Origin of the sequence: Sporosarcina trichiuri (assembly GCF_030406775.1) — a bacterium.
Lineage (GTDB): Bacteria > Bacillota > Bacilli > Bacillales_A > Planococcaceae > Sporosarcina > Sporosarcina trichiuri.
Genome location: NZ_CP129119.1, coordinates 118,342 through 132,981, shown reverse-complemented (window position 1 = coordinate 132,981; position 14,640 = coordinate 118,342). Strand labels below are relative to the sequence as shown.

At 53.6% G+C, this 14,640-nt stretch carries 14 protein-coding genes; 9 read left to right on the top strand and 5 right to left on the bottom strand.

What is annotated here, in order from left to right; genetic code table 11:
- Positions 1-57 precede the first annotated feature (57 nt).
- The 7 genes from QWT68_RS00770 (at position 58) to QWT68_RS00740 (ending at position 5,469) form a co-directional block, all read left to right on the top strand.
- Positions 58-324 carry a CD3324 family protein gene (locus QWT68_RS00770; RefSeq protein ID WP_040285890.1) on the top strand — a complete coding sequence of 89 codons (267 nt, stop codon included), beginning with the start codon at positions 58-60 and terminating at the stop codon, positions 322-324.
- Positions 325-467: 143 nt separating this feature from the next.
- Positions 468-1,118, top strand: a complete 651-nt coding sequence (locus QWT68_RS00765) for a FusB/FusC family EF-G-binding protein (RefSeq protein ID WP_040285891.1) — start codon at positions 468-470, stop codon at positions 1,116-1,118.
- 83 nt (positions 1,119-1,201) lie between these two features.
- A complete protein-coding gene (locus QWT68_RS15640; protein WP_488803639.1) occupies positions 1,202-1,321 on the top strand; it encodes a cytochrome C oxidase subunit IV family protein in 120 nt (39 codons plus the stop codon).
- A gap of 187 nt (positions 1,322-1,508) precedes the next feature.
- Entirely contained in the window at positions 1,509-1,631 is a 123-nt protein-coding gene (locus QWT68_RS00755) for a hypothetical protein (protein ID WP_276327485.1), read from the top strand.
- A 24-nt stretch (positions 1,632-1,655) separates the two neighbouring features.
- On the top strand, positions 1,656-2,774 hold the full coding sequence (locus QWT68_RS00750; RefSeq protein WP_290149066.1) for a M20 metallopeptidase family protein: 1,119 nt from the start codon (positions 1,656-1,658) through the stop codon (positions 2,772-2,774).
- Positions 2,775-2,807: 33 nt separating this feature from the next.
- A complete protein-coding gene (locus tag QWT68_RS00745; protein WP_290149065.1) occupies positions 2,808-4,223 on the top strand; it encodes a YfcC family protein in 1,416 nt (471 codons plus the stop codon).
- Between the two features lie 22 nt (positions 4,224-4,245).
- Positions 4,246-5,469 carry a M20 metallopeptidase family protein gene (locus tag QWT68_RS00740; RefSeq protein ID WP_290149064.1) on the top strand — a complete coding sequence of 408 codons (1,224 nt, stop codon included), beginning with the start codon at positions 4,246-4,248 and terminating at the stop codon, positions 5,467-5,469.
- Positions 5,470-5,661: 192 nt separating this feature from the next.
- On the opposite strand, the gene QWT68_RS00735 is transcribed toward QWT68_RS00740, so the two are convergent.
- From QWT68_RS00735 to QWT68_RS00720, 4 genes are all read right to left on the bottom strand, one after another.
- Positions 5,662-5,838: a hypothetical protein gene (locus QWT68_RS00735; RefSeq protein ID WP_179860751.1), complete on the bottom strand. Its 177-nt coding sequence runs from the start codon at positions 5,836-5,838 to the stop codon at positions 5,662-5,664.
- Positions 5,839-5,851: 13 nt separating this feature from the next.
- Positions 5,852-7,804 (bottom strand): aconitate hydratase, encoded by a 1,953-nt coding sequence (locus QWT68_RS00730; protein ID WP_040285895.1) that lies wholly within the window; start codon positions 7,802-7,804, stop codon positions 5,852-5,854.
- Between the two features lie 89 nt (positions 7,805-7,893).
- The gene (locus QWT68_RS00725) at positions 7,894-9,948 is read right to left on the bottom strand and encodes a catalase (RefSeq protein ID WP_290149063.1); all 2,055 of its coding nucleotides are present in this window, start codon (positions 9,946-9,948) and stop codon (positions 7,894-7,896) included.
- Between the two features lie 303 nt (positions 9,949-10,251).
- Entirely contained in the window at positions 10,252-10,950 is a 699-nt protein-coding gene (locus QWT68_RS00720; RefSeq protein WP_290149061.1) for a YhfC family glutamic-type intramembrane protease, read from the bottom strand.
- A 224-nt stretch (positions 10,951-11,174) separates the two neighbouring features.
- On the opposite strand from QWT68_RS00720, the gene QWT68_RS00715 reads away from it, so the two are divergent.
- Together QWT68_RS00715 and QWT68_RS00710 are read left to right on the top strand one after the other, a co-directional pair.
- On the top strand, positions 11,175-11,735 hold the full coding sequence (locus QWT68_RS00715) for a TetR/AcrR family transcriptional regulator (protein WP_290149058.1): 561 nt from the start codon (positions 11,175-11,177) through the stop codon (positions 11,733-11,735).
- 153 nt (positions 11,736-11,888) lie between these two features.
- Positions 11,889-13,232 (top strand): MATE family efflux transporter, encoded by a 1,344-nt coding sequence (locus tag QWT68_RS00710; protein ID WP_290149055.1) that lies wholly within the window; start codon positions 11,889-11,891, stop codon positions 13,230-13,232.
- Positions 13,233-13,456: 224 nt separating this feature from the next.
- On the opposite strand, the gene QWT68_RS00705 is transcribed toward QWT68_RS00710, so the two are convergent.
- Positions 13,457-14,635: a GTP-binding protein gene (locus QWT68_RS00705; RefSeq protein WP_290149053.1), complete on the bottom strand. Its 1,179-nt coding sequence runs from the start codon at positions 14,633-14,635 to the stop codon at positions 13,457-13,459.
- Positions 14,636-14,640: the final 5 nt, after the last annotated feature.

Genomic DNA, 14,640 nt, shown 5'->3' with positions numbered 1-14,640 from the left:
TTTTAAAAGCCCGGCTTTGCTCCCTTATTCCATTACGCTAATAAGGAGCGAGCGAACGTGAACTATGTAAACGCAAAAAAAGTACTGCCGGAGGAACTGCTAGCAGCCATTCAGCAACATATCCAAGGAGAAACGCTGTACATTCCGAAACAACGCGGGGAACGGTTGCGCTGGGGAACCGCCTCCGGCAGCCGGCACACGCTGGATGAACGGAACCGCGAAATTCGGAGACAATTCACGGAAGGTGAACGGATCGGCGACTTGGCGGCCGCCTATCACCTGTCTGCTGACACCATCAAGAAGATCGTCTATACGAGTAAGTAAACGATGAAAACCCCTGCGCAGCCGTCAGACGGTCTTGCGCCAGGGGTTTTGTGCACTAAACAGTTCCTACTTGTTTTCCCGCTAGCCTCCCTGCCGCGGCTCGGGTACACTTACATCAGAAATAACATAGAGGAGCAGTTCCAATGACAGAGAAATTCATCCGAAACGAACAATATAATTACATCAGCAAACAGGTGGCCGCTATGCGCCAAAGCACGAAACCACACTTGACGCCCGCTGTCAGGAATTCAATCATCGCATTGTCCGCGGACCGGATCTTATCCTGCATCCCCGGACTGACGGCGGAACAAGAGAGATTGCTGGACTTCACCCCATACAAGACGATTGAAGAATACGACCATGGCCTATCCCGCCTGGCTGCGTATCGTCTTCCATTCCCCGAAGTCACCGATCCGCAGTTGAAGAAATTATTTCCGAAACGCAAAAAGTTGAAACTGCCGGACCTGACGGAATTTGATTTGGAACAGACGACCTACCTGGGCTGGAACGACAGCCGGTCGAACCGAAAGTATTTGCTGTATATCCTCGATGGCAGGCTTGAGGGTCTCGAGTGCAGCTATTCCCCGAATATCCTGCATAACACGTGTTCCATCTGCCATCAGCAAGGGCCTGTCACGCTGGTTACGACCGTGACGAAAGAGCGCAAGGCGAACAATCCCGACTATTACCGGACGATCGGCAACTTCATCTGTACCGACAGCATTGCATGCAACCGGGCGATCACAAGTACGGATTACTTGGAAAGACTGTTCAAAGAGGCTCTCCATCGTTAATAAAAGGGTGCGCTGTGCGCAGTACAGTTATGCCCCTTGTGGTGACGGCTCTCGTCCAGGCAGGTCTATAACTGTTCCTGTTCATGCACGTGAAAGAGAATGCAGAAAGCAAAACGCTGTATATGAATATCCTCTATGCGCTGTTCGTCGGCCTGGTCACCATCTTCGGCACCTTGTTCGCGATGCAGTGGGGCTATATGTAAGGTAATTCCTCTGACCCGTGCCCGGTTTACACACTCACAAGCGGCCATTTCCACCTAACGGAGATGGCCGCTTGTTTTCTGTTCAAAAACAGTATCAGCTGCTATCCGGCCGCAGAAACGGATAACAAAAATTGTTTTTTCTAATCATCGATATAATAGAGGACAAAAAAGAAATTGAGGTGATCGCTTGAAAGACTATTTATCCTTGACGGATCACGTCTACAATTACATCGTCGAACAGATCAACAGCGGTTCCCTGACCGCTGGACAGAAAATCAATGAAAGCGCCAACATCCTTTGCACGAGCTGAACTAACTGCAGGAGGTCCTTTTTCATGAACGAACACAACTTGGAGCTGGCTGTCCAGCTTCGGCACGAGCTCCATGCCCATCCGGAACTGTCCAACGAAGAGACATGGACGAAACAGCATCTTATGTCCTTTTTGAAAACGCATACAACCAATCTGGAATTGATCGACCGCGGCAATTGGTTCTATGCGGCATACCGTTCCGGTGACGGTAAGCCGAACATCGCATTCCGGGCGGATTTCGACGCTCTTCCAATGGATGAAGTCATCGACCTGCCTTGGGCATCCGAATATCCGGGTAAAGCCCATAAATGCGGCCATGACGGGCATTCCTCCACCCTGGCAGTGTTTGCACTTGAAATCGACCAGAACGGTGCGGACCAGAACGTTTTCTTCCTGTTCCAGCCCGCTGAAGAGACCGGTGACGGCGCCATTCAATGTGTGGATCTTATTGAAGATGAGCAGATAGATGAAATCTATGCTTATCACAATATGAGCGGCCTCCCATTCAAGACGGTTGCAGTAAAAGACGGGACGATGATGTGCGCATCCAAAGGGATGACCATCCAACTCGCTGGGTCCCCGGCGCATGCAAGCCAGCCGGAGAACGGGCAGAACCCGGCACTGGCAATCGCCAATATTATCCGGTCCATAGAAGACTTTACGTCACCTGAACAGAACGAAGGACTTGTACTCTGCACAGTTGTACAGATCGATGCCGGCGAGAAGGCGTTCGGCATGTCCGCTTCCAAGGGGACGCTCCGAATGACGATCCGTGCGCTGTATGAAAAGGAACTCGACCGTCTGCAGAGCAACCTGGAAGATTGTGCAAACCACCAGGCGGAAGAGCATGGACTTGCGGTGTCATTCGAATACCAGGACGAATTCCCGGAAACGGCGAATGCCAAAGAGTGCTCGGACAAATTCCGGGAAAGCGCCAAGGCCGGGGGGCTGGAAATCCTTGAGCTGCCGGAAGCCTACAGAGGTTCCGAAGACTTCGGCCATCTGTCCAAACGAACGAAAGGCGCCTATTGCTTCGTCGGCAATGGGGAGGAGTATCCGAATGTCCATACGAGCGAATATGACTTCCGTGACAAATTGATCGAGACCGGTGTCCAGCTGTTCAAAGGGGTACTTGCACAATAACCGATCTATCAAAAAGGGTTTTGGGGAAAAGAGATGTCACAGCCAAAGAAAGAGCGGAAAGGGTTCAACTTCCCGCACGTCTATATTATGTTCCTGCTTGTCATGCTGCTTGTCGTCGTCCTGTCTTGGGTTGTGCCGAGCGGGCAATATGAGCGGACGACGGATCCGGAGACCGGTGTCCAGACACTGAACACGGATGTCTTCCATTATGTGGATCAGCAGAAGCCGATCGGTTTCCTCGACTTTTTCACCGCACTCCACAATGGGGTGGTACAGTCTGCGGATATCATCGTCATGCTGCTGTTCGCAAGCGGCGCGCTGTATCTTCTGGAGAAATCAGGAGCAATCGCGGCCGGCATCCACAAGCTGCTGAGAGTCGCACAGGGCAAAGAAAAACTGATCATCGTCGCTTTGCTTACTGTATTCGCGGTCATGGGGACGATCGGCTTCGGGGAAGGCGGCATCCCGTTCATCCCGCTCGCCATGGCAGTCGTCATGGGAATGGGCTATGACCGGATCACCGCGTTTGCAACCTCCACAGTCGGTCTTGCCTTCGGCTTCACGGCAGGTGCGGTCAACTTCTATACAACAGGGGGCAGCCAGTCGATTGTCGGACTGCCGATCTACTCAGGTCTGCTGTTCCGTATTATCGCCCTTGTCATCTTCGTCGCCATCTCAGTCATCTACATACTGCGGTATGCCAACAAGACGAAAATCCATCCTGACAAAAGCATCGTCGCGGATGAGTATGCGGTACAACTGGAGGAGGCAAAATCGGCTGAATTCGAAGAAGAGCCGTTCACCCTCCCCCGCAAGATTGCGCTCCTCGGCCTCATCGGTGTCCTTGTCGGCAGTGCATACGGGGCTATCAAACTCGGCTGGGCGATGCCTGAACTATCTGCAGTCTATGCCATCTATGCGCTGTTCCTCGTCATCATCCTGAGGATGAAGCCGAGTGAAGCAGCAGCCGACTTCGGTATCGGGGCTTCACGACTGCTGCCGACCGCACTTGCCATCGGGTTCGCCCGATCGGTCATGATCCTCATGACCCAGGCTGAAATCATCGATACAGCAGTCCATGCACTCGCAGGCCTGCTGAGCAATACAGGCTCGATCATCACGTTGCTCGCCCTGTTCCTGGTCGTCATCTTCTTCAATTTCTTCGTCGTCTCAGGAAGCGGGAAAGCGGTCATTCTCATGCCGATCATGGGGCCACTGGGGAAAATACTGGGCATAAACCAGCAAGTCATGGTTCTTGTCTACCAATTCGGGGACGGGTTCACGAACTACTTGTGGCCCACATCGGGGGGCCTGATGGCTGCGCTCGGCATGTCGAATGTGAACTACGCTGACTGGGTCAAGTTCTCGTGGAAATTGTTCCTCATCCTGCACTTTGCGGCGTTCCTCCTGATTGTGATCGCGCAGTACATCGGACTCGGACCAAGCTAACCGAACAAAAGGAGAGATTGATATGTCTTCAATTTTCAAAGAAATTACACAATTAGAAGGTCAGATCATCAAAGACCGGCGCCATCTTCACCAGCATCCCGAATTAGGCTTCGACCTGCCGAACACCCGGGACTATGTCCAGAATCGGCTCGATGATCTCGGCATTGCATACAGACAATGCGGCACTCTGCCGGAGGAAATCCGTCAGAAATTTGCCCGGGCCGGGTTCCCGGAACAGACCGACTGCACCGGTATCTTGGCGGAAATCGGAAGCGGCTCGCCGTGCATCCTGCTCCGCGCCGATATGGATGCACTGCCGATCGAGGAAGAGACGGACTCGGCTTTCAAGTCGGCGGCTGCCGGCAAGATGCATGCGTGCGGTCATGATTCCCATACGGCGATGCTCCTTGGAGCGGCGGCTGTCCTGAAAGAAAGGGAGTCCGAACTGCAGGGGACCGTCAAACTGTTCTTCCAGCCGGGAGAAGAGTGGGGCTACGGCTCCAAGCTGGTGATCGACGACAGAGCGCTCGAGAACCCGAAAGTGGACGCGGCGTTCGGCATCCACATCATGCCCCACCAGGAGGCCGGCACGCTGTCCGTCACCAAAGGGACGATCACCCAGGCAATGGATACGTATATCGTGGACATCCAGGGCAACGGCGGGCACAGTTCCCAGCCGCATAAGACGGTCGATGCCAACATGATCATGACCCAGCTTTACACAAGCCTGAACCTGCTGCTTACGCGTGAGGCCGATCCGAAGCAGAACGTCACGTTCTCCGTCGGCTCCATGAGTGGCGGAACTGTCACGAATGTCATTCCGGACAAGGCGGTCTTGAGCGGCAATATGCGCAGCTTCGATCAGACAACGCGCGATCATCTGTGCCAGCGGATCCCTGAAATGATCGACCATACCGTTAAAGCTTGGCGTGGCACTTATACGATCACCGATTTCCACACGCCGACCACCTACAATGACCCTGCGTTTGTCGATTCGATCAGCGGCTCGCTTGCGGATGTCATGGGAGAGGGAAATATCGTCGACCTCGGAGCTATTAATGGGTCTGAAGATTTTCCATACATTTCACAGGCGGTCCCTTCGGCGTTCGTCATCCTGGGGACCGGGAAAGAAGGCAATCCGCCTGTCCACAATCCGCGCATGAGCCAGGATGAAAGCATCTTCAAATACGGGGCCGCCCTGCACGCACAAGTCGCTATCGACTGGCTTCGTTCCCAGAACGTCTGATATGACAAGAAAGCACCGTGTCCAAAACCGGACACGGTGCTTTCTTGTTGTGAGGGAACCATTCACCCGAACGCTCTGTTCAGTATTAGACGCCTGCCTCTGTCTTTTTCCGCACAGCATGTTTCTACTGGGATAGAGCCCCTCCTGAAACAGGAAGAGCGGCTTGTCTAAGTATCAGGTTATTGCCACAACTCAGTCAAGGAGCCTGTTATTGCTGTCCGTCTCACGAGGTACGCTGCCGTCGCTGCCGGTACGTCTCCCGAGATACCCGTTCCCTTCACAAATCGAGCATCCATACTGCCAGCCTTCATCGTCCGCCAGCAGCCCGGTTCCTTCACATGCTTTACATGTCATCTCACGGTCGATCATTCGTCCATCCTCCTTATGCCTCGATTTTGTTCTGACGCGCTTTCGCCCAGTTGATCATCCCGCCTTCCAGCATGACGTCGATCTGCCGGCCGGACAGCGCATGCTCAACACGGATTTTGCGGCTGCTTCCTTGGATGCTCACCGTGAATGGCTTGCCTGATTTGACATTTTCCCTCACGTCCGTCATCAGCAGTACATCTCCGTCACTCAGGAGGTCGTAATCCGCCGGGTCACTGAAAGTGAGCGGCAGGACACCAAAGTTAACTAGGTTCTGCCAGTGGATGCGGGCAAAGTCTTTGGCCAGCGCCACCCTCAACCCGAGATAGCGGGGGGCCAGCGCAGCATGTTCACGGCTCGACCCTTGTCCATAGTTGTACCCGGCAATAATCGTATGACCATTCGGTGTCCCTTTGGCACGGGAATAATAAGTGCGATCCACGTTTTCAAATGTGAACTTGCTGATTTCCGGCAAGTTGCTCCGGAACGGCAGCACCCGGGCACCGCCTGCCAGGATTTCGTCGGTGGAAATATTGTCACCCATCTTGAGCAATACGGGGAGTTCCATGTAATCATGCAGAGGATCCATGTCCGGAATCAGCGCGATATTCGGGCCTTTGTAGAGTTCTACATTCCGCGCTTCCTCGTAAGGCAGAGGCTCTGACAGCAGTTTGGTGTCCACTGTCGGCTCTTCCGGATCCTTGACCCGCGGATATGGCATGTCAAGGGTCCGCGGGTCTGTGATCACCCCGGTCAGGACAGACGCCGCAGCGGTTTCAGGACTGCAGAGAAAGACACTGTCCTCCAGTGTCCCGGAACGTCCCGGGAAGTTGCGCGGGGTTGTCCGCAAGCTGTTGCGCCCTGTAGCAGGTGCCTGTCCCATGCCGATACAGCCGTTGCAGCCTGCCTGATGCAGCCGGGCGTCCGCCTGCAGAAGCGAAGCGATATGCCCTTCCTTCACCAGATCCGTCAGCAGCTGCCGGGATGTAGGGTTGATATCAAAGGATACGCCTTCTTTCGCACGCTTCCCTTTGACGATTTCAGCGACGACTGCAAAATCGCGATACCCCGGATTGGCGGAAGATCCGATGTATGACTGGTAGATCGGTGTCCCCGCGACTTCCGTCACCGGCACGACATTCCCGGGACTGGACGGTTTCGCAACCAGGGGCTCCAATGCCGACAGATCGATCTCTTCGTACAGATCGTACTCTGCTCCTTCATCCGCCTTCAATTCTGTCCAGTCCTGTTCACGGCCCTGTGTCTTGAGGAAATGCCGGATTTCCTCATCAGACGGGAACACTGTCGCTGTTGCACCGAGCTCCGCCCCCATGTTGGCGATGACGTGGCGGTCCATGGCACTCAGATGTTCGAGTCCAGGGCCGTAATATTCAATGATCTTGCCCACGCCGCCTTTCACGCCATGGCGCCGGAGCATCTCCAGGATCACATCCTTCGCACTCACCCAATCCGGCAGCTGTCCGGACAGACGGACTCCCCATATTTGCGGCATCTTGATGTATATCGGATTGCCTGCAATCGCCAGCGCCACGTCGAGACCGCCGGCTCCCATCGCAAGCATCCCCATGCAGCCATTCGCGCACGTATGGCTGTCCGAGCCAAGCAGTGTTTTCCCAGGCACAGCAAGTCTCTGCATATGGACGGGATGGCTGACCCCATTTCCAGGTCTGCTGTAATAGAGTCCGAAGCGCTGTGTAGCACTTTGCAGGAACAGGTGATCATCCGCATTCTTGTTGTCGACCTGGATGACATTGTGATCCACATATTGTGCGGACGCTTCCGTCTGTGCTCGTTTGACACCCATCGCTTCCAGTTCCAGCATGACCATCGTCCCGGTGGCATCCTGCGTCAGTGTCTGGTCGATCTTCAGACCGATTTCACTGCCGGGTGTCATCTCTCCCGACACTAAATGATTTTCAATCAGTTTCTGTGTGACGTTCAACGGCATTTCGCGTCCTCCCTTTTCTGTTCTTTACAGGAAAACAGGGCAGGCAAGTGCAATTCACAATTGCCTGCCCTGTCAGGGTCAGTTCACACTCATTTCCGGTTCCAGAAGCGCTGCTGTGCAATCGCTTCGACGAACTGGTCCGTGAATGCCCCGCTGTCCTTCGCATAGACAACGCCTTCCATGTTGTTCATCTCACTCATTGCGACGTACTGTTCAGCTCCTGCTGCAACTCCGATCGGCTTCTTGTGCGAGTAGTGCACTCGGACATAATCCATGACATCGGAGTCGAATTTCATCTGCATCGGTGATTTGCCTCCGACCACATAGATGGCATCATAGAGAGCAGGGTGGACGGCGATGAATGATTTGAGCACTTCCAGTTCGGTTCCGTCGTCCGCTTTCAGCATACCCTGTTTTTCGGAAATAGTTTCAAACAGGATGCCGTTTTCCATGAAAGCTTCCAGTGTTTTTTTCACTTCTCTTCCATTGAAGCCTTCTCCAACAAGGACTCCCACTTTCATGGTCTTGGCAGAGTGCGGTGAATTCAGCTGGCTCAGTGAAGCATATTGGGTATCCACGTCGACGTTCTTGGTTTTGGGCGGTTCCACCCCGATATTCCCAGCGATCAAGGTGGCCATTTCCGTATCGACATTCGCCCAGAATTCAACGTTCCGCTGACGCAATTGTTTGTCTTTGACCGCTCCGATGTGGAAACTGAACGATTCCACTAAATCCTGTTTTTCAGGTATGGACAGGCTGTTCCAGAAGATCCTTGCCTGTGAATAATAATCCTGGAATGAATCACTCGGGTGCTCCCGTGTCACATGGCCTTCGACCTTCCCTGGGTAATTCTCGTACCCGCCTTCTTCCGGCGCTGTTTCCGACGGTGTGTTATCCGCCAGTGAATTGTTATGGTAGTGGACGGTGTCCGTTTCGATATCATACTTCGAGTAGCTGTCCCGGAAGTTGTTCTGCACATCGGCGATCGGACGGTTCACCGGCAATTCCTCGTAGTTTGCAGTGTTCTGTCGGTAGAGTTCCGTATCCCGATAGGCGAATGAACGTCCCTGGAGAACCGGATCATTTGAAAATTCAATACCCGGCACAAGGTTGCTCGGATTGAAGGCGGACTGTTCTTCTTCAGCGAAGAAATTGTCCATGAGGCGGTTCAAAGTCATTTTACCGACGAACTTCGGCGGGATGAGTTCTTCCGGCCATAGTTTCGTGTCATCCAGAATATCGAAGTCATACTTGAATTCGTCCTCTTCAGCGATCATCTGGACACCGAGTTCGTATTCAGGATACGCCCCGTTCTCGATCGCCTGGACGATGTCGCGCCGATGGAAATCGGGATCCACGCCGCCGATCGCATTGGCTTCATCCAGCATGAGGGAATGGACACCGAGGATCGGTTTCCAGACGAGCCGGAAGAATGTCGACTCGCCCTCCTTATTCACGAACCGGAACGTATTGACGGGATAGCCCTCCATCATCCGCCAGCTTCTCGGTCTGCCGCGCATGGACATCAGCCACATCACCATATGAGCAGCCTCCGGATTGTTCACCACATAATCCCAGAAGCTGTCATGAGCCACCGTCGCCTGCGGAATATGCGTTTTCGGGTTCGGTTTCGCCGCGTGTGTCACGTCCATGAATTTCATAGCGTCCGCGAGCAGGAACACAGGGAACTGGAGGGCCAGCGAATCATAGTTCCCTTCCTCCGTATAGAATTTCACTGCAAATCCGCGGATATCCACGGCCGTGTCCTTCGACCCCCTATTGCCGACGAAGTTCGAGAAACGGACGAATACGGGCGTCTTCTTCCCTTTCCCCTGCAGGAATTTCGCCATCGTATAGTCTTCCATCGACTCGTACAGTTCAAAGTCGCCATAGACGCCGAATCCGCGGGCATGGACAACTTTTTCAGGAATCCGTTCCCGGTTAAAATGGGACTGCTTCTTATAGAAGTGGAAATCCTGCATCAGCAGCGGGCCCCGCTTCCCTGCACGAAGAGTCTTCTGGTCGTTCGCAGTCTTCATGCCGCTTTCGTCGGTCATCGGTTTGTCCGGTCCGGTATTCTGTTTTCGGTACTGTTCCAGCTGTTTGTCCTTAGGATCCATACCATTGTTGTCTTGTTTAGCCATTTCCACTCATCCTCCTGTGAGTTGATAGACTTCCGTACAACTGTTGCTTTTCCAATGGTCATTAGAAACGTTTTCCAACAGTAATCGATTACCTGTTTCCCTCAAACTATTTCGGATAAACAAATAAATTCAAGGAAATATTTTAATTTGAAGGATATTATTTTTTTCAACAGCTGACCAGGGGCGGCTGTTGAATGAACGGCAAACAGGCACATGCCTGGATGCATGTGCCTGTGATGGGGTTCTCTATAGTTGCTGGCAGCTATGAAACCTATTATACGTAAAAAATATGGCTGTTCAGCGTTAAAACCAATCCCTGTTCGATGTGTCTATCTTTTTCTTAGAGACTACCGCATAGCCGGCCAAGAGCAGACCGCCAGCTATGAACACCGTCAGGATGGCTGCCAGCTGATGTGCCGGATGCATGATGAACGGAAGGAAACCGACCGTTGTCACGATCGCAGTATGACTGACTACTGCAGCGGCCAAGTACCGCCAGTCCCGCCGTCGAATGCACTGCAGCATAAGTACAGAGAGTCCGATCTGCATCATCATGATGCACAGCTGTTCGATGGAGACGGCTGCATAGACGTCCGGATGCTGCGGAATGGACGGGCTGACAAGAGCACCAACCGCTGGCACCCCGACCAGCACCAGGACTTCCGCACTTCCCTGTCCTGCACCGAAGAAGACGGCCGACTGCCATGTCTTCCGCTTCAGCAGGATGAACATGACCAACAAACGCAGTAATTCTCCCGCAGCAGCGCCTGCTGATCCTATGAGGACCGAGAAGACGGCAGGGTGCCGCATCTGCCAGATTTCCAGCATCCGGCTCCGGCCGAGAAGATGATCCGGCAGATGCAGACGGATCACCAGCAGTCCCAGTACGTAGGTCAAAACACCAAGCAGAAAGGCCGGAGCTCTCCTTCTTCCTATAGATATGCCGAACAGGACGAACGGCAGTACGATGCTTATGATGATCGCCTCGGGCATACCTGCCATCCCCCTTCCAATGACGCTTTTCGCCAGCTGTTATTGTAGCGTATGTCGTCATCCGCTTGCAGAGGAGACGCATTGCGCGCGTGTTCCTGCTCGGCCCGCACATCATCCGATCCACAAGTTCCGCCAGCCGCCCAGTTGCGTTCGTGATGGCTCCCCTGTATACTGTACAATATACAAAGGAAACTATTTTGGTTTACAAAGTTTACACTCAAGGGGGCTGCCGGATGAAAGAGCGGATCATGAAAGCTTTTTTGGAAGAAGTGCAGGAGACGAGCATGAAATTCACGATGGACGATCTGGCGAAACGGCTGGGGATCAGCAAGCGCACGCTCTATGAGCATTTTTCATCCAAAGGGGAGATCCTCGATGCAATCATCGATACGACGCTCCGCGAGTTCGATGAGAAGACCGCCGCCATCCTGGCAGATGACTCCCTTCCTTTATTGGAGAAAATCCGCAGCGCCATCACCGTTGTGCCGACGTATAACGAATTTTACACGCGGCAGATCCTCGAGCAGATGAAAAAATCATTCCCGGATCAATGGCACCGGGTCGATGCTGCCCTGAATGAGTGGGACGAAGTCGAAGAACTCATCCGCCAGGGGATTGCGGAGGGACTGATCGCCGACCGGAATGTTCCCCTTCTCATGAAGCTGATCATCGAAGCGGCCAACGCCACCTTGGATAAAAACTTCTTCCTGAGGAATCATATCTCCTCACAGGAAGCGCTCGAGGAAATCGTCGATGTCCTCTTATACGGCATTGCCCGCCAGCCGGACCGCTGAAAAACCGTTGTGCACGCACGGTTTTTCATTTGGCCTGTGTAAACTGTAAAAACAAAAATAGTTTCCTTGTTATACAACTACTTTGAAAGAGAGATGGAATTATGAGGTACGCAATACCGCACGCAATGATCCTGCTTGAAGGGGGTGAGCGCTGTGAAGACATCATCGGCTCAGCTGAATGACTTGGATACCGCGCCAGTCGGCCGGATCTTCCTCCGTTATCTCATCCCCTCGATGATCGGGATGCTGCTCATGGCCGTCAATATCGTAGCCGACGGGATCATGGTCGGCAACCGGCTCGGTGCAGCGGCGCTCGCCGGTGTCGGTATTGCAGCCCCTGTCTATTCCATATTCGTCGCGGTCTCTTTATGGATCGGCATCGGTGCAGCAACGAAGTATTCCAGCGCCATGGGCGGCAAGGACCCTGAGGAAGGCCGCCGTATTTTCAGCCATGCGCTCGTTTCGATCATCCTGATCACGATCATCATCGGCGTCATCGCCTATGCAGCCCGGACACCGCTCGCCTATCTCCTCGGGGCGAATGCAAAGACCCTGCCGTTTGTCAGTGATTACTTATATGTCATACTGATCTTCGGCGTCATTCTGACCGCAGAGAATATGCTAAGCATTTTCATCCGCAATGACGGCGGTCCGACACTTGCCATGAGCGCGCTTATTGCAACATCCGTGCTCAACATCGTGCTGAACTACCTGTTCCTGTTCGTCTATGATTTCGGGGTGCAGGGTGCAGCATTTGCGACCATCCTCGCTTCTGCATTAGGCATCCTGATCATGTCCCTGCATTTTTTCAAAAAGACCAACAACCTGAAATGGAACCGATTCACATTCGACCGCCGCCTGTTTGCAGCCATCGTCCTGATCGGTTTCCCGAGTTTCCTGTCGGAGGTCGGCATCTCGGTGTTTACGATTTCCCATAATATCGCATTTGAACGTACTGCAGGAACGGACGGGGTCGCCGCCTTCGCCATCCTGAATTACGTCCATAACGTGCTGCTCATGCTGTTCCTCGGACTCGGCAGTGCCGTGCAGCCGCTCATCAGCTATTACCGGGGCGCCAAAAACAGCAGGCGGATCCGCAAGACGATGCAGCTGGCGATGGGCACTGCCCTTGGATTGGGAATTGCCGCACTTCTGGCCGGTCAGTTCGCCGCAGGCACGCTCGTCTCGCTGTTCGGCGACTTCAGTCCGGCCGTCCGCAGTCTGGCCGTTTCAGGCATCCACCTGTTCTTCCTCGCCTACCTGTTCACCGGCATGAATTTCGTCATGATGACGTATTACCAATCGACGGGGAATGTCCGGATGGCAACCTGGATCACGGCGTCACGTGAAATCCTCATCATGCTGCTGTTCCTCGCCATCCTGCCGCCGCTGTTCGGCGTCACTGGCATCTGGCTGGCCATCCCGGCTTCCGAATTCGTCGTATTCCTCGGCGTCTGGCTGGTCCAGCGGAAGGCTGCGCGTCCGATCATAACCTGACAAAACCCCCTCCGGTTCACCAGTCCGGAGGGGGTTTTCGCTTACAAATCCCTTTTCTGCAGGAAAGAGGAATGAGTAATGATTGAAAGGAAAGCGCAGAGAAATCGTAAGTTTCCCTTACGCAACTTTTGTTTCCTTCGTGCAACTTTACCTCACCTGCCCCGTACTGTCAACCGGAACGGTCACCGCTATTCAATTGTTCCAAGTTACCTGTTTACACCCATTCATACGAATTGAGGTAGGGGGTCCTGCGTTCCGTTCCATCCTGCGGCCATCTCCTCCTCCGTTGCGAGACAGTCATCGAGCGACCGTTCGATCGATGCACGGTCCATATCCAGACCGATGAATACCAACTCTGTCTGCCGGTCGCCATGCTCCTCGTGCCAGCGCTCTGCAAGACCGGGATCATCGAGGATGGCGGCCTGGCGCTCCTCTTCCGGCATAGCCGCCACCCACTGGCCGGCGCCCTGGAATACGATGGAAGCGCCCGCTTGCGACAGAAGACCTGCCATTTCTTGACGGGTCGCAAGCCAGAACAGCCCTTTGGAGCGTATGATCTCACCCGGGAACTTCAATAGCCAGTCATGGAAACGCTGCGGATGGAACGGCTTGCGACGCCTGTAGACGAACGACGAAATCCCGTATTCCTCGGTTTCCGGCGCATGCTCCTCGTTCAGCTCTTTCAGCCATCCCGCTGATCCGCTCGCCTTTTCAAAATCGAACAGCCTCCTGTTCAGCAGCCGGTCGGGGTCCGTCTGTCCGAATGTCGTCGGGATGATCTCAGCTTCCGGGTTCACTTTCCGTAAGAACGCAAGAAACGGTTTTTTATAGTCTTCATCAATCAGATCCCACTTATTCACCAGGAGTATGTCGGCGAACTCCAGCTGATCGATCAGCAGGTCCGAAACGTCCCGGCTATCCTGCTCATCAGCCGTTTGCTGTCTGTCCAGCAGCGATTCACCGCTTTCATAGTCCGTAAAGAACCGGTAAGCATCCACAACAGTGATCATACTGTCCAATCTGCAGTAATCCGAAAGCCGGATTTCCAGCTGCTCATCCTCATAGGTGAAGGTCTGTGCCACAGGAATCGGTTCGGATATGCCTGTCGATTCAATCACGATGGCATCCAGACTGCCCGCTTCCGCAAGCTTCTTCACTTCAATCATCAAATCTTCCCGTAAAGTACAGCAGATGCAGCCGTTCGACAGTTCCAACAGACTTTCTTCCGTGCGGGTAAACCCGTTTTGCTGCACCAGCATGGAATCGACATTCACTTCACTCGTATCATTGACGATGACTGCGATCCTCAATCCCTGCCGGTTTGCCAGCAGATGATTCAGCACAGTTGTTTTTCCCGCCCCCAGGTAGCCGCTCAGCACAGTCACCGGTATTTGTTCAGCCAATATGC

Bases quoted from the DNA above. Each gene is read 5' to 3' on its own strand.
- QWT68_RS00765 (WP_040285891.1), top strand. From the start codon at position 468: ATGACAGAGAAATTCATCCGAAACGAACAATATAATTACATCAGCAAA.
- QWT68_RS00750 (WP_290149066.1), top strand. From the start codon at position 1,656: ATGAACGAACACAACTTGGAGCTGGCTGTCCAGCTTCGGCACGAGCTC.
- QWT68_RS00745 (WP_290149065.1), top strand. From the start codon at position 2,808: ATGTCACAGCCAAAGAAAGAGCGGAAAGGGTTCAACTTCCCGCACGTC.
- QWT68_RS00725 (WP_290149063.1), bottom strand. From the start codon at position 9,948: ATGGCTAAACAAGACAACAATGGTATGGATCCTAAGGACAAACAGCTG.
- QWT68_RS00730 (WP_040285895.1), bottom strand. From the start codon at position 7,804: ATGCCGTTGAACGTCACACAGAAACTGATTGAAAATCATTTAGTGTCG.
- QWT68_RS15640 (WP_488803639.1), top strand. From the start codon at position 1,202: ATGCACGTGAAAGAGAATGCAGAAAGCAAAACGCTGTATATGAATATC.
- QWT68_RS00740 (WP_290149064.1), top strand. From the start codon at position 4,246: ATGTCTTCAATTTTCAAAGAAATTACACAATTAGAAGGTCAGATCATC.
- QWT68_RS00715 (WP_290149058.1), top strand. From the start codon at position 11,175: ATGAAAGAGCGGATCATGAAAGCTTTTTTGGAAGAAGTGCAGGAGACG.
- QWT68_RS00720 (WP_290149061.1), bottom strand. From the start codon at position 10,950: ATGGCAGGTATGCCCGAGGCGATCATCATAAGCATCGTACTGCCGTTC.
- QWT68_RS00735 (WP_179860751.1), bottom strand. From the start codon at position 5,838: ATGATCGACCGTGAGATGACATGTAAAGCATGTGAAGGAACCGGGCTG.